Below are 24,201 nucleotides of genomic sequence, written 5' to 3'. Positions count from 1 at the left end.
TTTGTGAACCTACTCAATTAATGTCCGAGAGTTGGATTTATGGAACGCTTGTGTCTTTTATAGCGGGGCTGTTTTTATTTGCAGTATTACCAATGGCTTTAAAGAAAAGAGGATAGATTATGAGTATTAGAATAAATGATTTAACAGTTAGATTTAAAAATGGTGTAGTTGCAGTAAATAAGGCATCTCTTGAAATACCTAAGGGAATTTACGGACTTTTGGGTGAGAATGGTGCTGGAAAAACCACTTTGATGAGGGTTCTTACAACCGTTTTAAAACAAACGGAAGGAATGGTTTCCCTTGATGGAATTCTGTATAACGAGGGAAATTATGAGAAAATACAGAAAAAGATTGGTTATCTTCCACAGGAAATCGACTTATATCCGAATCTTACGGTGAAAGAATGTCTTGTATATATGGGAGGACTGTCAGGAGTATCCAGAAATGACCTCGAACCAAGAATTACTTATTATCTGGAAAAAACTTCTCTTACAGAGCATCAGAATAAAAAAATGCGGCAATTATCTGGTGGTATGAAGAGACGTGTCGGACTCATACAGGCACTTCTTAATAATCCGGATTTTTTGATTATTGATGAACCGACAACTGGGTTAGATCCGGAAGAAAGAATCAGGATCCGCAATCTTCTGGTTGATTTTTCAAAGGATAGAACGGTGCTGTTTTCCACTCATGTAGTAGAAGATTTAGCAGCAACCTGTACACAACTTGCCATAATGAAAAAAGGAAATTTTTTATATTCCGGAAGCGTGAGTGGATTGCTGGAAAATGCAAAGGGCTGTGTTTGGAATTGTACGGTACAAAATGCAGAAGAAGCCCATTTGTTAGAAGCCAAGTATTCTATTTCATCTAAGCAGTATGTAGAAAATGGAATTCATATGAAAGTGTTAAGCAAAGAAAAGCCAAATGAGAAGTGTGTCCCGGATAATGATATCACTTTGGAAGATGCGTATATTTATTTGACGAATAGTTGAATATAACGGCGGGCAAGTTGCCCGCCGTAAATTATGATTGTTTTGTTAAAAGAACGGATAGAGTTTTTCCAATGGAAAATCCAATCTGTGGATATAATTCCTGAATCTCCCGATATTTTGCTTCAATCATTTCAGGCTCATCAGCCCAGATCTTTTCATATATTTTGAAAGCTTTTTTAAAATGTGTTTTGGCTTGTGAAAGATTTGCGGTCATCAGATAAATGGTTGCATGTGTTCTCTTGCAAGATCGGGATAACCGTTCATGCGGTAAAGTCCTCCAAGATTGGCATGAAGGTTAGAAACGAGGCGAGCATTGTCAGCAGTGATATTTTCTATCTGGGCAAGTGCATCTTTTTCCAGTTTTATTGCTTTTTCAGGTTTGGTTTCAAGGGGTGCCTGAAAATCCAGTAATAACGCCCGGTCAGAGTCGGTACCAATGCTTTTTGTCTTTAACAGCACCTTCAGTTCCTGAATGATTCCCTTCATACCTTTGTGATAGTTATAGTTATCCATGTATGGAAATGCATTTTCCAGAAAAAGCAGATACTTTGGCATATCATCTTTTTCAATCAGATCTAAGATAGTTCCTATTGTTTGAAATAGCTTTTTGTAATAATCTACTTCCATTCTATGCATTAAACATATGTGCTGTTATCCTGCTGTTTAAGAGATAAAGTGTATAACGAAAACAGCGTATGGATATGACTGTAATAGGTAGTTTTGCTGCCAGTTCCACAGCAAAAGTATGAGAGTGAACAGTTTCGATGATCTTTTCAACTGTTGCCCGGTACGTGTCTGCCTCTGAATAAAATACTGATGCCAGCTGGAAGAGAGCGTTCATATCTGATATTTCTTTTAATGGCAGGGTACAGTACTCATCCAGTCTGCTTCTGGTTGTAAACAAAATCTGGCAGCGATATTTTAATACTACTGACAGAAAGCTGTCTTGTGTAGCAGTGACATTGAAATTGTCTATGATTAACAGAGTATCAGCCTTTAGAGAACGCAGGAATCGGTTGTGCCTTTGGAAACGTTCCTGTTCCGTGCTTTCCGGCAGATCGTCAATAAAATCCATGTCAGTAATATCCTGATGAAGATTGCCGGTATATTCTACATAAGGGAGTCAGATTTTTCTTTTTCGCATCTGAGATGCTGTCATCCTGAATGAATAAAGTGTAAATATCCTGTATAGCCATATTACAGTCAGACATCAGTGTAAGAAGATTCTGGTGGATGGTATGGGCTAATTTTTCCTGATTGGATGGCTTGGAATAGTAAGCGGATATTTTAGGACTGATTTTAGCCTGACCAGTCATCCAGCGGAAAACCAGACCGTTGTCCATTGAAAAATCCTGATTTGCCGGATCATCTATAAAATCTTCAAATAATTCGTATAAAAAATCAGGCTGACTCATATGATTACTTTCGCTGATATAATTTTTTAAACAAGTGCTAATAGAAGAAAAATCGCATCGATTCAATTTCTATTCAATGTGGTTTCCCGGCAGGTTCTGTAAAATAAGCTCAGATTATCTTTTACTTCTGCAAGCATATAAGGATTGTGTTTACTATTACGCTTAAATATAATATAATTTAAGCACGAAAGTAAATATCAAGGATAAGGAGGACAACTATGTCAACATCAGATATTTTGGAATCGCTAATTGAAAAAGACAATGGATATTTGATTACATCGAAGGCCGTTGAATCAGGTGTATCAAAGCCATCTGTCTCAAAATACGTCAGAGAGCATGATATGGAAAAAGTGGCACATGGCATTTATATCTTAGATAATGTGTGGCCAGATGAGTTGTTTGTACTCCAGCAACGAAATAAGAATATTATTTATTCGGGCGAGACCGCCCTTTATTTGCATGGTCTTATCGACAGAGAATACAGTCATATTTGTTTCACTGTTCCTACCGGGTATAATGCAACACATATCAAAAAGAAAAACAAAGAAGTTCGTTACGCAAACCCAGAGATTCTTGATATGGGGACCTGTGAAATCCCGTCAAGCAGCGGTAATTTGGTTAAAGTATATGACAAGGAAAGATGTATTTGTGATTTGATTAAAGATCGAAAGAAATATGAAATTCAGTTATATCAGACAGCAATCAAGGAATATATGTCCTCGAAGGAAAAGAATCTTTCAAGATTGATTGAGTATGCGGTTAAACTTGGAGTAAGGGATGAAGTGATGATGTATGTGGAGGTAATGGTATGATTCATACAGCGAAACAACTTAAAGACAAAGTAAAAAATATGTCCGGCGGGAATAGTGAAGTTGCGCAAGCACTAATTAGAACATATTTTATGGAAAGGTTCTTAGAAAGAGTTTCTGTTTCTGAATACAGGAATAATTTTATTTTGAAAGGCGGAATGCTTGTTGCTTCTATTGTCGGTGTAGACATGAGAGCTACAATGGATATCGATACCACTGTGAAAGCATTACCTCTTAATGAGAAGGATGCTAGAGCAATCATTGAGAGAATCGGTGAGCTTCAGCTTGAAGATGGGGTAAACTTTAAGATTACATCAGTAAAAGAAATCATGGAAGAATTTGACTATCCTGGCATTAGGATGATGATAGAAGCTAATCTGGAACGAATGAGACAACCTTTTAAGATCGATATTTCTACGGATGATGCAATCACGCCAGGTGCAGTGGAGTATAAATACAAGCTTATGTTTGAAGACAGATCAATTTCAGTTTTGTCGTATAATCTTGAAACTCTTCTTGCAGAAAAGATGCAGACGATTTTGGCAAGAGGACTTGCGAATACCAGAATGAGGGATTTTTATGATGTATATGAGATTATGAATTCAAAGGCTGACCAGATAAGCTTTGATGTTTTGAAAAAGGCATTTGCGGCTACTTGCATGAAGCGTGAAACTTCTTTTGGCGAGGAGGAAGTGAGAGAAACTTTAGACAAGATTAAAGATGATTTTGGACTCGACGAAATGTGGAATCATTTTAAGCGTGTAAACTATTTTGTTGATGATCTTTCGTGGGGAGAAGTATCGGAAACAATAGTAGATAATATTGAAAAAATTTCTTTTTTTTAGCGACCAGGTTTCCTGGATCAGTGACAAAATAATAAGAATTGTAGGTGGAAGGTTTGAACATAGAAGCATATGATGCAGATTCATTGAGAAAGATGGTTAGGTTGCTTGAATATGAGAACAAGATATTAAAAGATAAATTGAAGAAAGCAGGCATTTCCTATGAAGAGGTGAATCATTTTGAAGAAAAAATAGAAAGTGCAGAAGAATATGACCTGGATCAAGGAAATCGTATTGTAAATCCATCGTATATTACAGAGAAAATGGCAATACGTTTCTTTTCTATGTTTTGGGGAAGAGAAGATGTATATGCCAGAAGAGAAAAGAACGGGGGCTATTTTCCACAATGTGCGAATCGTTGGAATGACCGGTTTTGCCCTAAACAACGTAAAGAGAAAGTGTTTTGTGATGAATGTGAAAATACTAAATGGATAAGTCTGGATGTAAAAAAAATAATTGCTCATTTGTTAGGCACAAAAGAAGATGGATCAGATGTAATAGGTGTATATCCTTTATTGCCAAATGGTACATGCAGATTTATTGTATTTGATTTTGACAATCACGAAAAAGGAGCAGAGGTTACGGACTTTGCAAATACGGATAATGAGTGGTATAAAGAAGTAGAAGCACTTAGAAAAATGTGTGAGCTTAATGGTATCAGACCTTTAGTTGAGAGATCCCGCTCCGGGAAAGGGGCACATGTATGGATTTTCTTTAAAAAGGCAATACCGGCGGCAACGGCAAGAAATTTCGGATTTCTCTTATTGGATAAAGGTTCAACTTCCATCAATCTGAAATCGTTTCATTATTATGATAGAATGTATCCTTCGCAGGATGTGGCAAGCAGCATAGGTAATTTGATTGCATTGCCATTACAGGGACAGGCACTTAAAAACGGAAATAGTGCTTTTGTAGATGAAAATTGGAATGCATATCCCGATCAATGGGAGACTCTTTTTAATAAAACAAGAAAGCTGGGAATAGAAGAGGTTGAACAATGCATGGCAAAATGGCAGGGAGAATTAGCGGAAGCCAGAGGAATGCTTGCCAATGTTGATAAGAATACCAGACCGAAACCATGGAAGAAGAAATGTGAGTTTTGTAAGTCAGATGTTGTGGGCAAGCTTCACATGGTATTGGGCAATGGAGTTTATATTGATACTTTAAACCTTATGCCAAGAATACAAAATCAGATTCGTAGTTTGGCGGCATTTGATAATCCGGAATTTTACAAAAATAAAAGGCTGGGATATTCTAATTATTATAATTTTAGTGCTGTATATTTAGGTAAGGATATAGATGGATATATACAGATTCCGAGAGGACTGCGTGAAAATGTTATACAGGAATGTGAAAAAGCAGGCATTTCAGTTGATGTTTCAGATCAAAGAGAAATAGGACAACCTATCAGAGTAGCTTTTAAAGGTGATTTGCGAATGCAACAGGAATTAGCAGCAGAAAAATTATTATCACATTCAGATGGGGTTCTGAGTGCGGCAACTGCTTTTGGAAAGACTGTAGTCTGTAGTTACCTTATTGCAGAGCGAAAAGTAAATACGCTCATTTTGCTACAAAGTAAAGATTTGCTTAATCAGTGGGTTGATGAATTGAATCATTTCTTAGAGATAAGAGAAGAACCACCGGAATATGAAACAAAAACAGGAAGAAAGAAAAAACGGGATAGCGTCATAGGAGTTTTGCACGGAAATAAAAATACATTGACAGGGATCATAGATGTTGCAATGGTTGGTTCAATGTACAGCAGAGGGAAATTTAATGAACGAATTAATTCTTACGGAATGGTAATTATGGATGAATGCCATCACGCAGCTTCTAACACATCTATGGAATTATTACAAAAAATAAACGCAAAATACGTGTATGGTGTTTCTGCTACACCTAAACGTGGTGACAGCCTTGATCGGATTATCTATATGTTGTTGGGACCTTTGAGACATAGATTTACTGCATTGGAGAGGGCTAAGGAACAGGGAATTGGGCATTATTTTGTACCAAGATACACAAGAGTAGTTGATACTGTAGAAAGCAAGGATAATATTAATAAAGCATATAATTTGATTAGTACCAGTAAGGTGCGCAATGAAATGATTATAGATGATGTTATAACTTGTGTCGCAAGAAAACAAACGCCTGTAATTTTGACAAGATTTAAGGAACATGCAAAATTATTACATGATGCCTTAAAGGAAAAAGCAGATCATGTATTCCTTCTATATGGGGATAATTCGGATAAGGAAAATACTGAAATAAGAGTAAAATTAAAGCAGATACCTGAAAATGAATCGCTTATTTTGGTGGCAACTGGTCAGAAAATAGGAGAAGGGTTTGATTTTCCAAGACTGGATGTATTAATGCTTGCTGCACCTGTATCTTTTGAAGGACGCCTGGAACAGTATGTAGGTAGATTAAACAGAGATTATGTCGGAAAAGAAGCCGTTTATGTGTATGATTATATCGATTCGCATGTGCGTTATTTTGATAAAATGTATAATAAAAGATTGAGAACATACAGGAAGACAGGATTTTCAATCTGGACGCAAGAGTTGCAATCTAAACAAATAATAAATGCAATATTTGATTCTGTAAATTATACCGAAAAATTTGAGCAAGATATTGTAGAGTCTGAAAAAAAGGTGGTGATTTCCAGTCCGGATATCAGACAAGATAAAATTGACAGATTTTTATTACTAATCAAGAAGAGACAGGAAGTAGGGGTAAGGATCACAGTTATTACAACAGATCCGGAAGATATTACTTACGGAAAGTCGGATGTATGTTATGAATTAATCAGAATAATGCAATTGGTAGGAATAAATGTGATAACAAGAAAAGAAGTAGAAGAATGCTTTGCCGTTATTGATGATGAAATAGTATGGCATGGTGGGATGAATCTTCTTGGAAAAGCAGATGTCTGGGATAACTTAATGCGTATCAGAAATCCACAAGTTGCAACAGAATTGTTGGAAATTGCTTTGGGATGTTCTGAGGAGAGGAGGAAAAGTGAATAAAAAGATTAAATGCGATATATATACCAGAGTATCCACAACCATGCAGGTAGATGGCTACAGTCTGGATGCTCAGAAAGAAAAACTCAAGAGATATGCGGAATTTCAGAACATGGAAATCGTAAATGAGCATTCCGATGAAGGTAAATCTGGAAAGAGCATAGAGGGCAGACCGGAATTCCAGAGAATGTTGGATAATATTGAGAATGGAACAGATGAGGTTCAGTTTGTACTGGTGTTCAAGCTTTCCAGATTCGGTCGTAATGCGGCAGATGTTTTAAATTCTTTGCAGAGGATGCAGGATTTTGGAGTGAATCTGATTATCAGAAGAAAACGTCTATCAATTTCTTTTATATTTTGATAAACTATATGATAAGTTCACCGACCTGGAGAAGAAAGAATTTCTTAACAGCTTTGTAGAACAGGTGGACATTTACGAGCAGGAGCAGCCGGATGGCAGATTCCTGAAGCACATAAAGTTCCGTTTTCCGGTGTATTTTGGGGACAGGGAAACACAGGAACTTTGTTGGGACAAAGAAAGTACTGTCGAGACGGTATACTTGTTGTTCTGGAAAGAAAATTAAGTGCAAAATAAGATTCGGGAAGAAAATTTTGCCAATCATAAAAATTTATTGGTGCCTTACACCTTGCACTCTTTGTAAATTTTGATGAGCAGGTTGTATTCGAGCAGTTGGATCAAGACGAAAACGCTGTCTGGAGTTTTATGCTGGCAAATAGATATTTAAAAGCAAGCCAAGTGGAATATCGGGGAATATTGAGAGAATCATGGTATCATTTACAGATTACAAAAAAGTGCTAATAAGCTAAAATATGAATTATTAAAGAAAAGGAAGTTTACATCGATGTTTCAACTATTATTACTTATCATTTACTTATCATTTATTAGTCTGGGATTGCCGGATGCGTTGCTTGGAGCAGCGTGGCCATCCATGTATCGGGAATTACACGTGTCGATATCATATGCAGGTGCAATTTCGATGATCATTGCATTTGGAACCATTATTTCCAGTTTGCAGAGTGATCGACTGACGAGAAAATTAGGAACGGGAAAGGTAACTGCAATCAGTGTAGCGATGACGGCGGTCGCGTTATTTGGATTCTCCACCAGTCATTCTTTTGTGGCATTATGTTTGTGGGCGATTCCTTACGGTCTCGGTGCGGGAAGCGTAGATGCTTCTCTGAATAATTATGTGGCATTACATTATGAGAGCAAACACATGAGCTGGCTGCATTGTATGTGGGGAATCGGTGCGGCAGCAGGACCATACATTATGGGATATGTCCTGACAAACGGAAGAAGTTGGAATAGTGGATATCGTGTGATATCTGTATTGCAGATCGTACTTACAATGATTTTGATCTTCAGCCTGCCTCTGTGGAAGAATCGACCAGAGATTATAGATGACAATGGACAGGAAGTCTCAGCAAAAGCCTTATCTTTAAGAGAAGTTATCCGAATACCGGGAGCAAAAGAAATCATGGTATGCTTTTTCTGTTACTGTGCATTGGAACAGACCGCGGGATTGTGGGCAAGCAGTTATCTGTCATTATATAAGGGTGTATCTGCAGAAACAGCAGCAACATTTGCAAGCATGTTTTACATAGGCATTACCATTGGACGTGCGCTAAGTGGATTTGTTACAATGAAATTAAATGATGTTCAGATGATTCGGTTAGGACAAGTGCTGATCGCGGTCGGAATCTTGATTATGTTCCTACCATTTGGTCAGACATTGTCATTGGTTGGCTTGATAGTGATCGGACTTGGATGTGCACCAATCTATCCATGTATAATCCATTCTACGCCAACACATTTTGGTGCAGACAAATCACAGGCAATTATCGGGATACAGATGGCAAGTGCGTATGTGGGAACATTGTTGATGCCGCCTGTTTTTGGATTGATTGCAAATCATATCACGGTTGCGTTATTGCCGGTGTACTTGTTTATTATTTTGATTTTGATGTTTGTGATGCATGAGGCACTGACGAAGAAAACCAGTATGCATAATAATGGCTAAAATATAGAGTGACTTGGAATGAGCTGTCGTTTTATTTTATATTCGACAGTTCTTTTTTATTTGTTAAGTAAAAATTAACAAAAAGATTGTTAAATAAAAGATAATATACAAAATGAACAAAAAAACGGAAAAAAATCTATTGAGTTTAGACAATTGTTATCAAGCAATAACTGTGCTATTCTTTAGATACAGAAAAACATAACAAAGTTCTGAATTACAGAACGACCGAGAAGGAGTTATAAATGGCTCAAGATGAAATTAAAGTTAAATCATTAAAAAAAGCATTAGATGTTCTGAATTGTTTCTTGATAAAACCAACCTGGGGGGTTACAGAAATTAGTGATCGCCTTGGTTTATACAAGAGTAATGTATATGATATACTTACTACTCTCAAGGCAATGGATTATCTGGAAAAAGATGAAGAGACAGAACGGTACAAATTAGGAATGCAGGTATTTGCATTAAGCAGAGCAATGGAGGATACATTTTCTATTATCAAGATTGCCATGCCATATATGCAGGAGCTAGCTAATATTACGGATGAGAGAGTATATCTTGCAATACCACATGAAGGAGAAGTTGTATATTTGGATGCTACATATCCAGCAGAGTCAGTAAATTTGATGAGATCCATTTTAGGTGAAAGGGCAGAAATGCATTGTACAGGTATTGGAAAAGCAATGCTTGCGAATCTTTCAGAAGAAGAAATCCAAGAATATCTTGAAAAGGAGCTTACGATATATACAGATCATACGATTTCTGATGCAGCTCAATTAAGAAAAGAACTTGAAGTGACAAGACAACGAGGATATGCAATTGATAATATGGAGCATGAATTTGGTGTAAAATGTGTGGCAATGCCAATATTTGATAAATCACATAAATTGTATGCTGCGATTAGTGTCAGTGGTCTGGCTGTTCATTTTACAGAAGAAAAGATTGAGAGTTGGGCGTTACAGATGAAAAAGTATGTAGCGAAGATTGAAAATCGATTATGATGTAAGAATATGTATATTTAATAGAGAATGTAAACAAATGTGAACGTAATAAAAATTGCGTTCACATAAAAAAAGATTGTATACCAGAACGGCGTTCTGACATACAGAACAAAAGGAGGAAGAAATGAAATTAATAATGGAAAAGTGCCCAACGGATATGTGTCATGCTTCGACATTATTAAAATTAGATGATGAAAAATTTTTAATAGCGTGGTTTGGTGGGACAAAAGAGGGGAATGAAGATGTTGCAATTTGGATAGCGCGTGGAAATGAAGACTATTTCGAAAAACCTGCAATTCTGGCACAATCAGATGAGGCACATTGGAATCCAGTGTTATTTCGCATTAATGAATCCAAAATTATTATCTTTTATAAGGTTGGAAATGAAATAAGCAAATGGAGAACAATGTATCGTATTTCTGAGGATAACGGAGAATCATTTGGTGAAGAAAAAGAATTGGTTAAAGATGATTTTGGCGGAAGAGGACCAGTGAGAAACAAGCCGATTCGTCTGGCAAGCGGTAGGATTCTTGCACCAGGTTCTACAGAATCGGGAATATGGAAAGCATTTACAGATTGTTCGGATGATGATGGAGTTACATGGAAAAAATCTTCAGAAGTGGAAATACGACAGTTGGAATATATAGAAGGGGAACGAACAGTAGATAAAAAGGATAGTTCGATTCCTGTAAGTGAACAATCTTTTTATGGAAGAGGGGTGATTCAACCAACACTTTGGGAAAGCAATCCTAATGAAGTACATATGCTTTTAAGAAGCACAGAAGGGAAAATATATCGAAGTGATTCACAGGATGGAGGAAGGACTTGGACAGATGCTTATGCAACAGAACTTCCTAATAATAATAGTGGAATAGATATGATTCGAGCTGAGAATGGACGATTATTTCTTGTTTATAATCCGATTGGAGTGAATTGGGGAGAACGAACACCTATTTCGTTGGCAGTTTCGAAAGATGGAGGAGAATCTTGGGAAAAGCTTAGAGATTTAAGTTCGGGAGATGGTGAATTTGCCTATCCTGCAATTATACAGGATGAGGAGTTCATATATATTACTTACACATACAAAAGGAAGAATATTGCCTTTTGGAAAATAAAAAAATGAGAATAGAAAGGAAGGAGCACAAGATGGAAAATCGATTTCCGGGGGGATCATGGCCAGTTATGTTAACCCCATTTACGGACAGTAATGAAGTGGATTACGAGGCGTTAAAAGAATTGGTAGACTGGTATATTGAAAATGGGGTATCAGGATTATTTGCGGTATGCCAATCAAGTGAAATGTTTTATTTGTCATTGGAGGAAAGAATCAAATATGCAAAAAAAACAGTAGAGTTTGCAGCAGGAAGAGTTCCGGTCATTGCATCAGGACATGTATCAAAAAAAATGGAGGATCAAATTGAAGAACTCAATGCAATTGCGGAAACAGGGGTAGACGCTGTAATTCTTATTACAAATCGTCTTGCCAAGGAAGATGAAAATGATTCAGTATGGATCGAAAATTGTAAGAAAATATTGGATAATATGGATGCTAAAATTCCGTTAGGGTTTTATGAGTGTCCTTATCCATATAAGAGATTACTTTCACCAGAAACTATTTCATGGTGTGCATCTACAGGAAGATTTTATTTCTTAAAGGATACTTGTTGTGATATTAATCAGATAAAAGAAAAATTAAATGTAATTAAAGGCTCAAATTTAAGATTATATAATGCAAATACGACAACATTACTGGAATCAATGAAAGAAGGGGCAGCAGGATTTTGCGGAGTAATGGATAATTTCCATCCACAGTTGTATACATGGTTGTGTGATAACTATAAAGACGAAAAAGCAGTAGAAGTTTCGGATTTCTTGACAGTAGCATCTTTAATTGAAAGACAACATTATCCAGTTAATGCAAAATATCATCTTTCAGAAATCGAAAATCTTCACATGACGATCAACAGTAGGGTGAAAAATAAAGAAGGTTTGACTGATACGTTTAAAAAAGAAGTACATGCATTAGATCGATTAGCAAAAAATGTAGAAAATATGGTAAGAGATTAGGGAGGATAAAATTATGAAGTGTAAAAAATTAGCTGCAATGACAATGGTAGGCGTAATGGCAATTTCCACATTGATGGGATGTTCAAGTGGAAGTTCTGATAAAGCATCGGCAGATGCTTATCCAAGTAAAGATATTTCTGTAATTATACCAAAAGCAGCAGGTGGTGGAACTGATACAGCAGCAAGAGGTCTGATGCAATATATGAAAGAAAATTTGGAGGGATCCAATTTTGTTGCAACAAATAAACCAGATGGTGGCGGTGTTACTGGAATGGTTGAGACATCAGCAGCAAAGGCGGATGGATATACATTGGGAATGGTTACAGTAGAGTTAGCAATGTTTCCATGGCAGAATAAATGTCAGGTAACACCAGAGGATTATGAAGCAATTTGTGCACCAATTGCAGCGCCAGCAGCATTGATTGTACCGGCAGATGCACCATATGATTCTGTTGACGATTTTGTGGCATATTGTAAAGAAAATCCAGGAAAAGTACAAGTTGGAAACTCTGGTATGGGAGCAATCTGGCATGTGGCAGCTGTAAGTTTTGAAAAAGAGTTTGATGTTGAATTAAAACATATTCCATATCCAAATGGTTCAGCTGATATTGCAGCAGCTTTAACAGGTGGTCATATCGATGCAACAATTGCAGATCCATCTAGTTATAAATCACAGGTAGATGCAGGCGAAATGAAGATTCTTGGAATCATGGCAGAAGAGCGTTCAAGCATTTATCCAGATGTGCCTACATTTAAGGAACTTGGACATGATATGGTAATTCGTGCATGGGCAAGTCTTGTAGCACCAAAAGGAACTCCAGAAGATGTTCTTACAAAATTAAGAGATGCAGCAAAGACAACATGTGAGAGTGATGAATTTAAAGAGTATTTTGAAAAACAGGGAATCGATCCACAGTGTATTATTGGTGAGGATTGTCAGAAAATGATGGAAGAAGATTACGCAATGTATGAAGATCTGTTAAAAGATATTGATGTTGAGTAAATAGTAGAATTAAGGGCAAAGGAATTAATTTCTTTGCCCGAATAATAGGGAGGCAAAAAGATATGGGAAACATGAAGAAAGCAAATTATATAATTTCTGCAATCATGTTTTTAGTAGGAATAGGAATTGTGGCGCTTGCTTCATCGTTGAAAATTAAATTAGGTGAAGGAGATCCGGGAGCAGGATTTTGGCCGATGCTTCTTGGAGCTCTGATTATTGTTTTTTCAGCTGTGTTGTTAATTTCAACTATTAAAAATAAAAAGAAGTTGGAAGAAAAAACGTTTACAATATCAACACCAGCAAATATAAGAGTATATATTCTGTTTGGAGTTATTATTCTATTTTGTGTAATCTTATATTTTCTTGGATTCTATGTTGGTATATTACTTTTTATTCCGACAGTAATGTATTTGTTGGAAGTAAGAAGTGTAAAAAGAATTGCATTGACAACAGTAATTACTTTGGTTGCTATTTATGTACTGTTTGGAATGCTGCTTAATATTACATTGCCAGCACCGATATTTTTTAGATAAAGGGGGTAAAAAGAATGACAGATATAATGACAGCTCTGGGAAATGTTTTTACCATTGGAAATCTGGCTGGTCTTATTTTTGGAACTGGAGCAGGTATTCTTATCGGAGCTATGCCAGGACTCTCTGTTAATATGGGAATTGCATTGTTATTTCCATTAACATTTGCATTTCAAGGTGTAGGTGGAATTTTGATGTTGCTTGGTATTTACTGTGGAGCAATTTATGGAGGCTCTATTTCGGCTATATTATTGAAGACTCCTGGAACACCGGCATCTGTAGCTACTACATTGGATGGATATCCGATGGCAACAAAACTTAAACAGCCCGGAAGAGCATTGGGGTTATCTACATTTGGTTCAACATTTGGTGGTGTATTTAGTGCGATTTGTTTGATTATTTTTTCTCCATTGCTGGCGTCGGTTGCATTGAAATTTTCAAAACCAGAATATTTTGCACTTGCTGTATTTGGACTTAGTATTATTACAAGCGTTTCTTCTGGTTCAATTGTAAAAGGATTGCTAGGTGGATTTATTGGATTGTTTATTGCAACAATTGGAATTGATAATTTAAGTGGTTCTATGAGATTTACATTTGGAACGACATATATGCTTGGTGGTATTTCTTTTGTCCCTATTTTAATTGGATTATTTGCTTTTTCACAGGTATTACAAAGTGTTGAAGATTGCTATAAGGAGAAGCATGTAAAAACAGATGTGAAAATTAGCAGGGTATTTCCAACATGGGATGATATTAAGAGAGTATTTGTAACAGTATTGCGGTCTTCAATTATTGGAACATTTATAGGATGTGTTCCTGGAACAGGTGGTGATATTGCTTCATTTGTGTCTTATGACCAAGCGAAGAGATGGTCAAAATATAAAGATAATTTTGGGAATGGCGAGCCGGAGGGAATTGTTGCTCCTGAGGCTGGTAATAATTCAGTATCAGGTGGTGCCATGATTCCTATGTTGACACTTGGCATTCCAGGAGATGGTGCAACAGCAATTATGCTTGGCGCACTTATGGTTCAGGGAATGCAGCCAGGACCATTATTGTTTAAAGAACAGGCCAGTTCGGTATATGCAATTTTTATTGGTTTATTACTGGCAAATATTGTAATGGGAGTTATGGGATTTTCATTAATTCGTGTATTTGTTAAGGTAGTAAATATCCCAAAAGAAATATTGCTTCCAGTTATTTTTACACTTACTTTTGTTGGAGCATATGCTTATAACAATTCAATGATAGATGTATTTGTAATGGTTGCTTGTGGAATTCTTGGTTACTTTATGAACAAGACAGAATTTTCAATGTCTGCAATTGTAATTGGTATTATTTTAGGTTCTCTTGCAGAGACAAACTTCCGTGGAGCACTTACAATGAGTGATGGGAAATTTTCTATTTTCTTTACACATCCGATTTGTGCAGTATTTCTTGCTTTAGCAGCAATTTCATTACTTTCTCCAGTGATTGGACCAGTTATAAGGAAAATGTTTGGAAAAAAACTGATAAATAGGAGCGATGAAGAGGAATGATTTTTGATAAAGTAGAAAATCTAAATAATTATGAAGAAATAAGACCATATGTGGAACAAATAAAAGAATTTATCGCTCGTGTTGAAAAGGAAAAGCTACCAACAGGACGTTATGAATTGCTTGGAGATAAATTGTTTGCACTTGTTCAGTTTTATAAAACCAAAGAATTTGATGGAGGAAAAATGGAAGCCCACAAAAAATATGCTGATTTGCAGTATATAGTTGAAGGAAATGAAAGAATTTATGTGGATTTTTCGGATGAGCTTATATTAGAGGAAGATAGGACACCGAGAGAAGATATTCTATTTTTTAGAAAGAGAAACCATCATGGCTACAATATTCTTAGTTGTGGTACGTTTGGGTATTATGCGCCACAGGATGCACATATGCCTTGTATAGAGAATATAGAAAAAGAATCTGTAAAGAAGATTGTTTTTAAGATTGCTGTGGAGTAGAGTGTTATGATAAAAATGGAACAACGAAAGAATATTATTGAAGAGGGACAGGCAATCCTTGGATTAGAATTAGGTTCGACTAGAATAAAGGCTGTATTGATCGGAAAAAAAGGAGAAATTCTGGAAACTGGTGGATATAATTGGGAGAATCAGCTTATCGATGGCATTTGGACATATCAGCTTTCAGAAGTCTGGTCAGGAATTCAAAAATGTTATCAGAATCTATTGGAAAATGTTGCGATGACATATAATGTGAAAATAAAAAGAATAAAATCAATTGGAATAAGTGCGATGATGCATGGCTACCTTCCATTTGATAAAAAAGGAGAACAATTAGCAGAGTTTCGCACATGGAGAAATAATATTACAGAAGAAGCTGCTGATATTCTAACAGAAAAGCTAAATTATAATATTCCGCAACGATGGAGCATTGCACATTTATATCAATCTATTCTGAATCAAGAAAAACATGTTGAAAAAATTGACTATCTTACAACATTATCAGGTTATGTGCATTGGATGCTAACAGGAAGGAAGGTTCTTGGGATTGGAGATGCATCAGGCATGTTTCCAATTGATATTGAAAAAAAGGATTTTAATCAAGAAATGTTATGCCAGTTTGATCAATTAATTGCGGCGAAAGAGTTCAACTGGAAATTAAAACAGATTTTACCCAAGATTCTTGTTGCAGGAGAAAATGCAGGAGTATTAACAGAAAAAGGTGCGTTACTTTTAGATACTTCTGGAATGCTACAGGCGGGAGCGAAGATGTGTCCGCCTGAGGGAGATGCAGGAACTGGTATGGTTGCAACAAATAGCGTAGAAAAAAGGACTGGAAACGTATCAGCAGGTACATCAGCTTTTGCTATGGTTGTTCTTGAAAGGGAATTATCAAAAGTATATCGACAATTAGATATGGTTACAACTCCGGAGGGGGCATTAGTTGCAATGGCACATGCAAACAACTGTACCACAGAAATTAATACGTGGATTTCAATTTTTGACGAATGTATGAAAGCATTCAAAATGGAAATATCGAAAAAAGATTTGTATAAAACTCTTTTTGAAGAGTCCTTGAAGGGCGAAGAAGATTGTGGAGGATTATTGCCGTATTGCTTTCATTCAGGAGAACATGGCGTGGGATTGAATGAAGGTTGTCCAATGTTTTTACATCCAACAAATACAAAATTTACTCTTGCTAATTTTATGCGAGCACAGTTGTATACTTGTTTCGGAGCCATGAAACTGGGAATGGATATTTTAATGAAAGAAGAAGCGGTTAAAGTTGAAAAAATATTGGGACATGGTGGTATTTTTAAAACAAGAGGAGTTGCTCAAAAATATCTTGCAGCAGCAATGGAAACACCTGTTATTGTAATGGAAACAGCGGGAGAAGGTGGTGCATGGGGAATTGCGCTATTGGCAGAATACATGGATTATACAGAAGAAACGCTTACAGATTTCCTAAATAATCATATTTTCAAAAATTCTAAAAGTGTAAAAATAGTACCGGATCAAGAAATAATATGTGGATACGCTGAGTTTATGAATCGATATAAAGAGGGCCTTGAGGTAGAAAAAGCAGCGGTAGCATATATGAAAAAAATTTAATAGCATGATAAAAGAAAAAAGGAGACTGGTAAGTTGTATTAAACAGCTCTCCTTTTTGTATGTTATATTTACACTCATCTGGGCAAGAATCGCAGCCGTATTTGCAAATAAAGCAATGCCAATTATACTTGTTATTCTGGGAAGTGTGGTGATGTTGTTTTCATGGTTGGGGGAATGTGATTCTCTCAATTAGGAATAAAAAGTGTTCTGTTGGAAATACTTTACTTCAATTGATGCAATCAATTCAAAACAAAAAGATGAATCGTTGCAAATTAATTGCAACGATTTTATAATATAAACAAAATCAGTCGTTTGAAGAAATTATAGCAAAGAATCAAGATTTGACTTTCAATAAACTGGAGCAAGTGCTAATACAGGGAATGAACATAGAAAAACTGAATAGCGATATATTAAAGACATTGGAGTTATATTCAGATAAAACTGGGTTCAATGTTGCGGCAGAACTTCTTGCGGATAAGAATAGTTTTATGGGAATTGATGTAATACGTTTTGGGGAAAATATAGATGAAATTATGGAACGAAAGGCGTATGAATATATTTCTATTTTAGACGAATTAGAGCAAGTGCTTCAAATGTTTCGGAGATATTACCAGTATGAGAAAATAGAAGGGACAGCAAGAAATGTAGTTGATAAGATACCAGAAAAAGCTTTTCGCGAGGCGATTGCAAATGCTTTGGTCCATAGAATGTGGGATGTAAAAGCTTCTATAAAGGTGAGCATGTATTCGGATCGAATTGAAATTAATTCGCCAGGTGGATTACCGGAAGGAATTAATGAGGAAGAATACCTAAATGGACAGATTTCAATATTACGAAATACAATTATAGGAAATGTGTTTTTTAGATTGAAATATATAGAGAAATTCGGAACCGGAATCATGCGAATTAATTACGCATATAAAGATGCAATCGAAAAACCAAAATATAAAGTGTTTTTGAATTCTATTCAGGTAGTACTCCCAGTTTTCACAGATATGAAAGATTTATCAACAGAAGAAAAGATGATTTGGAAGTTACTAAGAGAAAAGGATGAAATGACACGGTCAGAGCTTGCGAAGGCTACAGGTTTGGGAAAAGATAAGACAATAAGAGTTCTCAATGGTCTTCTGGATAAAAATGTAATTACACGAAGAGGAGCAGGACGCGGGGTAAAATATAGGGTGAATTAGAATGTATCAAGGTCTCTAAAATGTGCATAAACACATAAAAAATGCGAAAAATAAAACAAAACATACAATATGTACAAAAAATGATTACGCTTTTTGAATATAAAATCAATAGATAATTGTAAACAAATATAGTATGATTGTATTAAATTAATTAATGCGAATGCTATTATGTATATGCTGGAGATTGGTCCAGTGTTTCTACCAACTACCGTAAAGAGTTGACTACATAATCCTATGTGGTGACTCTTTTTTTATTTGCCTAAAAAGAGTTTTGTTTGATGACCCTTTTTAGGCTAATGTTTTTTATAGGGAGGGGGAATTTTTCATAACAAGAGCCGAACTGCATAGATGGCAGAATTGCAAAATGTGAAAGTGAGGTTATACTAATGGAAAAAAGGGATAGTTTTTTTGAAAGATTTTTTGGGATTTCACAAAGTGGTTCTACAATGAAAATTGAAATTTTAGCGGGAATAACAACATTTATTACAATCGCTTATATTCTCATTCTGAATCCACAGATTTTAGCAGACCCATATGTAATTATGGGAGATACTGTTATGGCAGGAAAGATTTCCAATGGTGTATTTATTGGTACTTGTATTGGTGCATTCATTGGAACAATATTATGTGCTCTGTATGCAAAGGTTCCGTTTGCACAAGCTCCGGGAATGGGACTGAATGCGTTTTTTGCTTATACCGTTGTATTAGCTATGGGATATACCTATAATCAGGCATTAGTAATTGTATTCATATCTGGTATTTTCTTTATTGTTATTACAGCAGTTGGACTTAGAGAAGCAATCATCCGTTCAATTCCGGATGCTGTAAAAATGGCGATAACGCCAGGAATTGGTTTATTTATTACGATTATCGGTTTGAAAAATTCTGGATTAGTTGTAGGAAATTCAGCAACACTTGTAAGTATGGTAGACTTTGCACAGTGGAGAAGTGAAGGTGGAGATGTTTCATTAATTTGTGGAGCACTTGTTGCGCTGATCGGTCTGATTGTAATTGGTGTATTAAATGCACGAAATGTAAAAGGTTCTATTATCATTGGTATTTTAGTGGCAACTGTAGCAGGAATTCCTTTGGGAGTTACACAGTTATCTTCTTTTGATATGAATTTGGGCGCAAAATTCAGTGATTTTGCAGAAGTATCATTATTTAAAATGGACTTTGCAGGTTTATTTGCAGGGGACAATATAGTAAGCACATTCTTTACAGTAGTAATGCTTGTACTTAGTTTTTCTTTGGTTAATATGTTTGATTCTATTGGAACTCTGATGGGTGCTGCAAGACAGTCTGGTATGATTGATGAGAATGGAGAAATCCTTCACATGAAAGAAGCATTGATGTCAGATGCGATTTCAACAGCAGCAGGTGCTATGGTTGGTACATCTACAGTTACAACAGTAGTAGAATCCAGTGCAGGTATTGCTGCAGGTGGAAGAACAGGTATGACAAGTTTAGTAACAGCAGTACTGTTCCTTGCTTCAATCATATTTGCACCAATAGTAAGTATCGTACCGGGTCAGGCAACAGCTCCAGCTCTGATTTTTGTAGGTATTCTGATGCTTAGTAATATTAAAGAAGTTGATTTCAGTGAAATGTCAAATGCATTGCCAGCATTCTGTACAGTTGTATTTATGCCATTTACATATTCTATTGCAAATGGTGTAGCAGTTGGATTAATCACATATTGCTTTATGAAACTGTTTACAGGTAAAGCTCGTGAAATCAAAGCTTTGACATGGATTATTTCAATTATATTTATCTTACGTTATGCCTTTATGACATTGGGATAAAGCGGAAGGACGTTATTATAGGAGGTTTAGTAGATAATGAATGAAAAAACAGATCCTAGAGCTTTAAGGGGGCAGATTGTATATTCTGAATCCTCTAACAAATTAAAGATTGAGATTTCACCTGTTTTAAGAGATTTAATAACTGTTATATTTTGTTATTAAATTCTCCGCAATTCCTTGAAAACACTGGATTTGTCGCAGGTGAGCTTTCCCTTATTGTTTCCCTTGTGTTATATCGTCCTACCAGTGTTTACGAACACTGATAAGGGAAAATACAAGGGCAAAAAAATTATATAAAACAGTATAACACAAAATAAAAGTGACATGGTGAACTGATTGAAATGCTTCTGATTTTTGTAACAGATGATTTATTGATCGATAAGGAGATAAGATACGATGAGAACAATATTTGCAGAATATAATCCCGGACGAAACAGCATTGATGTTTATACCAGTGCAGGCTATATGCTTCGCATTGACTGTTGGGAAGCAGAAAAGGACTTAAAAACCACACCAGGATCAGACTGTGCATTAAACGCACTCGCCATTGATGAACCTCTTGAATATGCAAGATTATATCTTGATGGAAATTTGCAGATGTGGGTAGATGCGGAAGATTCATTAGAATTATAAAATACAAGTAGCCTGTATTCTTTATTTCACATACAGGCTACTTAATCAAAATTACTATAATTGATGGTAAGCAAGTTTCTTAATATACCTTGTTTGAATAATACTGAGCCATTTGCATATTAATTTCAAATGAAAACTTTTTAGTTTTGATTCAGTATTTAATCAATGTTCCTATATTTTAAATATTCTGTGAACTTTTTAACTGCTGGAGTAATTTTGGTCCGATCTTTCATCGCCAATGCAATTTCTCTGAAATATGGTGTTTGAAATGGTCGGATTGCAATCTGATATGGTATACGTCTCAAAATCATTTCAGGAAGTATACCAAATGCGATTATTATTTATAAGTATTTCTTGAAGGTATTTTTCATCTTCAGGGCAACGTCCATCGCCCAATCGAACTGTTCAGACCACTTATCCTTATTTTAAAAATTTGCCGAATAAGATATAAGGATTCTGTTGGCTTTCTTGTCCAGTCATTAGGCTTTTCTACCACTTCAAATTTAACGGCGATATCCGAACTGCCTATTTGGTATAGTTTGATTTCTACCAAGAAGAGCGCAATATTCTCATCGATGTGATTATTCAGCCACTCAATTGCAGAGCGATGTTCTTCTCTGGCTCTCTTGACAACCCAAATTACAATATCGGCAGATTTGCCGGAGGCATATGTAATCAATTTACCAAGGTAATCATGGTCTGTATCTTCAAGCTGATTTTCAATAATGGTTTTTCTGTCCGTTCCTGTTTCAGTTGCATAAATGTCTACATTAAAATCTCCAACGCTGGACTCAGTTTCATCAAAGGTTATCTCCAAGCCAACGGCATCCGCCAGCAACGCAAGATTGTCCTCTTCTGCAAGCCAAAGAGTAAAGTTTATTGCCTAAAAAGTTGCTTGATCAAGAGGTGAGTGCTAATTATTTGAGATTTTTTTTGCACACCTTGATTTTGCTTGGTATGCAGCCATTTTTTCTTTCCAACTGCCAAAGATGGGATTTTACTATAACCGGATTTTTTATTTCGCGCACTCCATAATAACCGCTTCACATCTGCCATATCCAAGCTGTGAACTGTTCAGACACAACGTGTAATTGCTGGCCTTTCCCCACTTCTGCCCGGTATAAAAGTTATAATTTGTCATACGCCTTTTATCTGTATCCTCTATCAGCTTTGCTGCTTTCTGGTCACTGACATTATATAACCAGCTGATACGCTGTATGCATCATCCAGAAGCATTCCCTTGGTCTCAAGCAATTACCTGCAGTGTCTCTCCCGCTCCCTTTTTTAAACATATAATGATTTATAAAGCGTTACTTTTTTTCTCTGCACGGTCAAGATAAATATAAAATCCAACATTTAGCACGATTCCCACCATTGTCGATACTGGTGCCGCAAGACCGATCTTCGTCAGGCTTGCATTCGGCTGGATACTCATCACATAGGCAAATGGAAGACGTACCAGCAATGTCTGGATTAATCCCTGTGTCATTACCCATACCGTCTTGTTATTACCATTGAAATATCCGACCATACTGAACAGAATTGCTGTCACGATTGTTTCCAGTGCGAATCCTTTCAGATATGCATACCCTTTCTGGATAACGGCTACATCCGTTGTGAAGAACCCTGCCAGTATATCGCCTCCAAACATCACCAATAAAAATACTATACATCCCACAACCAGGCCAACACCGATTCCGGTAAACATGGATTTCTTCGCACGCTTTGCCTTGCCTGCTCCGATGTTCTGAGATACAAAGGATGCCATCGACTGCATCAGCGCACTTGGAACCAGCATCGCAAAGTTGACAATCTTACATGCAACACCGTAACCCGAAGAAGCTTCCAGGCCAAGCCGGTTCACAAATGCACAAAGTGCCAGGAAGGACATCTGTGTCAGGAACTCCTGCAGTGCAAGCGGAAGTCCGATCTTTAGGAATTTCTTACACTGACTATTCAACCCGAAATCTTTTCTGGTAATCTTAAATGGAAGTTCCTTTTTGATCAGAATAACAATAGCAAATACTACGCTGAGTGCCTGCGCTGTAACAGTTGCAATCGCCGCACCTGCTGCGTCCATATGAAATCCTGCCACAAGTACTATATCTCCGATCACATTTACAATACATGCAACAAATACAAATAGCAACGGTGATTTACTGTCCCCCAGTCCACGGAAAATTGCTGATAAAAGATTGTATGCAACAATAAAGAAAATACCGCCTCCGCAGATACGCACATATACCGAGGTCAGCTCAACCGCCTCTTTCGGAGCCTGCATCAGGACTGAGATTGGATGTGCAAATCCAACCATAACAATAAATAATCCGACTGCAATCATCGTAAATACAACTGCTGATCCGCCAATGACCGATCCAATCTGCTCTGGTCTCTTTTCACCGAGATATCTCGCAATCAGTACCGTAATACCCATTGCAAACTGTGTCACTACAAAAGTTACAAGATTCAATACCTGACTTCCCGTAGAAACCGCTGAAAGCCCGGATGTAGAACCGAATCTTCCAACTACCAGAAGATCCACTGCACCGTATGCCGCCTGCAGGATCAATGATCCCAGCACCGGTATCATAAATGCAATCAGTTTTTTAAGTATGCTTCCTTGTGTAAAATCTGCCTTATCGTTCATCGTAATGTTTTCTCCTTTCGCACATGATCTGATAAAATTTCTCTATCGTCCGTATCATACATTCTGCATCTTCGTCCGAGATTTCTTCCATGTAAGGGAGCAGACTTTTAAAATATTGTTCGTCATATTTCTGCGAAAGATTTGTTCCCTTTCTTGTAACAGCTATGTATGTGACACGTCCATCTGCTTCAGAAGCCATTTTCTTAAGGTATCCTTTTTCTTCCATCTCTTTGACAGTTCTTGTAACTCCCGGTCTTGGAAGCTCCATTGCATCACTGATATCCGACACCTTTACCTGTACGCCCTGTCCTTCCAAAGACTGTATCGTATCCAGATATTGAATAAAGGATGAACGAACACCTTCGGGCAACGGTGGGAGCATCTCCCGGGTCCGCTTTGCCTGATAACATGCATCGAACATCCTTTTTATTATTTCACTTGTCATATTCTGTCCTCCTTATATATTATCAGTAAAATCACCACTTATACTTTCTTTTGCATTCATGGCACTTCTAGTAATTATCACAGTTAATTACCTTTGATAATTATATAAAAATTTAGAAATTTGTCAAGCTTTTATTCCATTGTTAACAGCTGA

At 36.6% G+C, this 24,201-nt stretch carries 25 protein-coding genes, 1 pseudogene and 1 riboswitch; of the genes and pseudogenes, 19 read left to right on the top strand and 7 right to left on the bottom strand.

The window, feature by feature from the left end:
* A pseudogene (locus tag D8Q48_RS17935) lies at positions 1-116 on the top strand (transporter); the annotation flags it as partial.
* A 3-nt stretch (positions 117-119) separates the two neighbouring features.
* The gene (locus tag D8Q48_RS14325; protein ID WP_121056940.1) at positions 120-992 is read left to right on the top strand and encodes an ATP-binding cassette domain-containing protein; all 873 of its coding nucleotides are present in this window, start codon (positions 120-122) and stop codon (positions 990-992) included.
* Positions 993-1,205: 213 nt separating this feature from the next.
* Here D8Q48_RS14325 and D8Q48_RS17655 read toward each other — a convergent pair whose 3' ends face one another.
* From D8Q48_RS17655 to D8Q48_RS17645, 3 genes are read right to left on the bottom strand one after another with little or no spacing between them, the layout of a single operon-like run.
* The gene (locus D8Q48_RS17655) at positions 1,206-1,628 is read right to left on the bottom strand and encodes a hypothetical protein (protein WP_243116310.1); all 423 of its coding nucleotides are present in this window, start codon (positions 1,626-1,628) and stop codon (positions 1,206-1,208) included.
* Positions 1,621-2,067 (bottom strand): hypothetical protein, encoded by a 447-nt coding sequence (locus tag D8Q48_RS17650; protein WP_243116309.1) that lies wholly within the window; start codon positions 2,065-2,067, stop codon positions 1,621-1,623. Before D8Q48_RS17650 ends, D8Q48_RS17655 begins: the two co-directional genes overlap by 8 nt.
* Position 2,068: 1 nt before the next feature.
* On the bottom strand, positions 2,069-2,407 hold the full coding sequence (locus D8Q48_RS17645) for a hypothetical protein (protein WP_243116308.1): 339 nt from the start codon (positions 2,405-2,407) through the stop codon (positions 2,069-2,071).
* A gap of 218 nt (positions 2,408-2,625) precedes the next feature.
* Between D8Q48_RS17645 and D8Q48_RS14315 the strand changes: the two genes are divergently transcribed.
* The 17 genes from D8Q48_RS14315 (at position 2,626) to D8Q48_RS14240 (ending at position 20,956) form a co-directional block, all read left to right on the top strand.
* Positions 2,626-3,219 carry a type IV toxin-antitoxin system AbiEi family antitoxin domain-containing protein gene (locus tag D8Q48_RS14315; protein ID WP_117990628.1) on the top strand — a complete coding sequence of 198 codons (594 nt, stop codon included), beginning with the start codon at positions 2,626-2,628 and terminating at the stop codon, positions 3,217-3,219.
* On the top strand, positions 3,216-4,061 hold the full coding sequence (locus D8Q48_RS14310) for a nucleotidyl transferase AbiEii/AbiGii toxin family protein (protein WP_121056938.1): 846 nt from the start codon (positions 3,216-3,218) through the stop codon (positions 4,059-4,061). The genes D8Q48_RS14315 and D8Q48_RS14310 overlap by 4 nt, the downstream gene beginning before the upstream one ends.
* Before the next feature lie 53 nt (positions 4,062-4,114).
* Positions 4,115-7,087 carry a DEAD/DEAH box helicase family protein gene (locus tag D8Q48_RS14305; RefSeq protein WP_121056936.1) on the top strand — a complete coding sequence of 991 codons (2,973 nt, stop codon included), beginning with the start codon at positions 4,115-4,117 and terminating at the stop codon, positions 7,085-7,087.
* Positions 7,080-7,445 (top strand): recombinase family protein, encoded by a 366-nt coding sequence (locus D8Q48_RS17930; protein WP_330514573.1) that lies wholly within the window; start codon positions 7,080-7,082, stop codon positions 7,443-7,445. Before D8Q48_RS14305 ends, D8Q48_RS17930 begins: the two co-directional genes overlap by 8 nt.
* Before the next feature lie 502 nt (positions 7,446-7,947).
* Positions 7,948-9,126, top strand: coding sequence for an MFS transporter (locus D8Q48_RS14295; protein WP_118688264.1), 1,179 nt, complete (start codon positions 7,948-7,950; stop codon positions 9,124-9,126).
* Positions 9,127-9,368: 242 nt separating this feature from the next.
* Positions 9,369-10,124, top strand: coding sequence for an IclR family transcriptional regulator (locus tag D8Q48_RS14290; protein ID WP_117990611.1), 756 nt, complete (start codon positions 9,369-9,371; stop codon positions 10,122-10,124).
* Between the two features lie 124 nt (positions 10,125-10,248).
* Positions 10,249-11,247 carry a sialidase family protein gene (locus D8Q48_RS14285; RefSeq protein ID WP_117990609.1) on the top strand — a complete coding sequence of 333 codons (999 nt, stop codon included), beginning with the start codon at positions 10,249-10,251 and terminating at the stop codon, positions 11,245-11,247.
* A 23-nt stretch (positions 11,248-11,270) separates the two neighbouring features.
* Complete coding sequence (locus D8Q48_RS14280) at positions 11,271-12,191, top strand: dihydrodipicolinate synthase family protein (protein WP_117990751.1); 921 nt, start codon at positions 11,271-11,273, stop codon at positions 12,189-12,191.
* A gap of 13 nt (positions 12,192-12,204) precedes the next feature.
* Positions 12,205-13,194, top strand: coding sequence for a tripartite tricarboxylate transporter substrate binding protein (locus D8Q48_RS14275; protein WP_206027400.1), 990 nt, complete (start codon positions 12,205-12,207; stop codon positions 13,192-13,194).
* Between the two features lie 62 nt (positions 13,195-13,256).
* Entirely contained in the window at positions 13,257-13,727 is a 471-nt protein-coding gene (locus D8Q48_RS14270) for a tripartite tricarboxylate transporter TctB family protein (RefSeq protein WP_117990606.1), read from the top strand.
* Between the two features lie 14 nt (positions 13,728-13,741).
* Complete coding sequence (locus D8Q48_RS14265) at positions 13,742-15,262, top strand: tripartite tricarboxylate transporter permease (RefSeq protein ID WP_121056934.1); 1,521 nt, start codon at positions 13,742-13,744, stop codon at positions 15,260-15,262.
* Positions 15,259-15,717: a YhcH/YjgK/YiaL family protein gene (locus tag D8Q48_RS14260; protein WP_117990600.1), complete on the top strand. Its 459-nt coding sequence runs from the start codon at positions 15,259-15,261 to the stop codon at positions 15,715-15,717. The genes D8Q48_RS14265 and D8Q48_RS14260 overlap by 4 nt, the downstream gene beginning before the upstream one ends.
* A gap of 6 nt (positions 15,718-15,723) precedes the next feature.
* A complete protein-coding gene (locus D8Q48_RS14255; RefSeq protein ID WP_243116307.1) occupies positions 15,724-17,328 on the top strand; it encodes an FGGY-family carbohydrate kinase in 1,605 nt (534 codons plus the stop codon).
* Between the two features lie 380 nt (positions 17,329-17,708).
* Positions 17,709-18,518, top strand: coding sequence for an ATP-binding protein (locus D8Q48_RS14250; protein WP_121056932.1), 810 nt, complete (start codon positions 17,709-17,711; stop codon positions 18,516-18,518).
* 148 nt (positions 18,519-18,666) lie between these two features.
* Positions 18,667-18,763, top strand: a riboswitch (purine riboswitch).
* Positions 18,764-18,904: 141 nt separating this feature from the next.
* Positions 18,905-20,323: an NCS2 family permease gene (locus tag D8Q48_RS14245; protein ID WP_121056399.1), complete on the top strand. Its 1,419-nt coding sequence runs from the start codon at positions 18,905-18,907 to the stop codon at positions 20,321-20,323.
* A gap of 36 nt (positions 20,324-20,359) precedes the next feature.
* Positions 20,360-20,485 (top strand): hypothetical protein, encoded by a 126-nt coding sequence (locus D8Q48_RS17830; RefSeq protein WP_279230734.1) that lies wholly within the window; start codon positions 20,360-20,362, stop codon positions 20,483-20,485.
* A 234-nt stretch (positions 20,486-20,719) separates the two neighbouring features.
* Positions 20,720-20,956 carry a DUF6061 family protein gene (locus D8Q48_RS14240; protein WP_054703081.1) on the top strand — a complete coding sequence of 79 codons (237 nt, stop codon included), beginning with the start codon at positions 20,720-20,722 and terminating at the stop codon, positions 20,954-20,956.
* A 373-nt stretch (positions 20,957-21,329) separates the two neighbouring features.
* Here D8Q48_RS14240 and D8Q48_RS14235 read toward each other — a convergent pair whose 3' ends face one another.
* The 4 genes from D8Q48_RS14235 to D8Q48_RS14220 form a co-directional block, all read right to left on the bottom strand.
* Positions 21,330-21,794, bottom strand: coding sequence for a hypothetical protein (locus tag D8Q48_RS14235; RefSeq protein WP_243116276.1), 465 nt, complete (start codon positions 21,792-21,794; stop codon positions 21,330-21,332).
* A gap of 177 nt (positions 21,795-21,971) precedes the next feature.
* Entirely contained in the window at positions 21,972-22,166 is a 195-nt protein-coding gene (locus tag D8Q48_RS14230; RefSeq protein ID WP_330412594.1) for a cytidylate kinase family protein, read from the bottom strand.
* A gap of 90 nt (positions 22,167-22,256) precedes the next feature.
* Positions 22,257-23,603 (bottom strand): MATE family efflux transporter, encoded by a 1,347-nt coding sequence (locus D8Q48_RS14225; protein WP_054703079.1) that lies wholly within the window; start codon positions 23,601-23,603, stop codon positions 22,257-22,259.
* The gene (locus tag D8Q48_RS14220) at positions 23,593-24,048 is read right to left on the bottom strand and encodes a MarR family transcriptional regulator (protein ID WP_022046904.1); all 456 of its coding nucleotides are present in this window, start codon (positions 24,046-24,048) and stop codon (positions 23,593-23,595) included. The genes D8Q48_RS14225 and D8Q48_RS14220 overlap by 11 nt, the downstream gene beginning before the upstream one ends.
* Positions 24,049-24,201 lie beyond the last annotated feature (153 nt).

It is taken from the genome of Ruminococcus sp. B05 (genome assembly GCF_003628495.1).
GTDB lineage: Bacteria > Bacillota > Clostridia > Lachnospirales > Lachnospiraceae > Schaedlerella > Schaedlerella hominis.
This window is presented reverse-complemented; position numbering and strand designations above follow the sequence as displayed.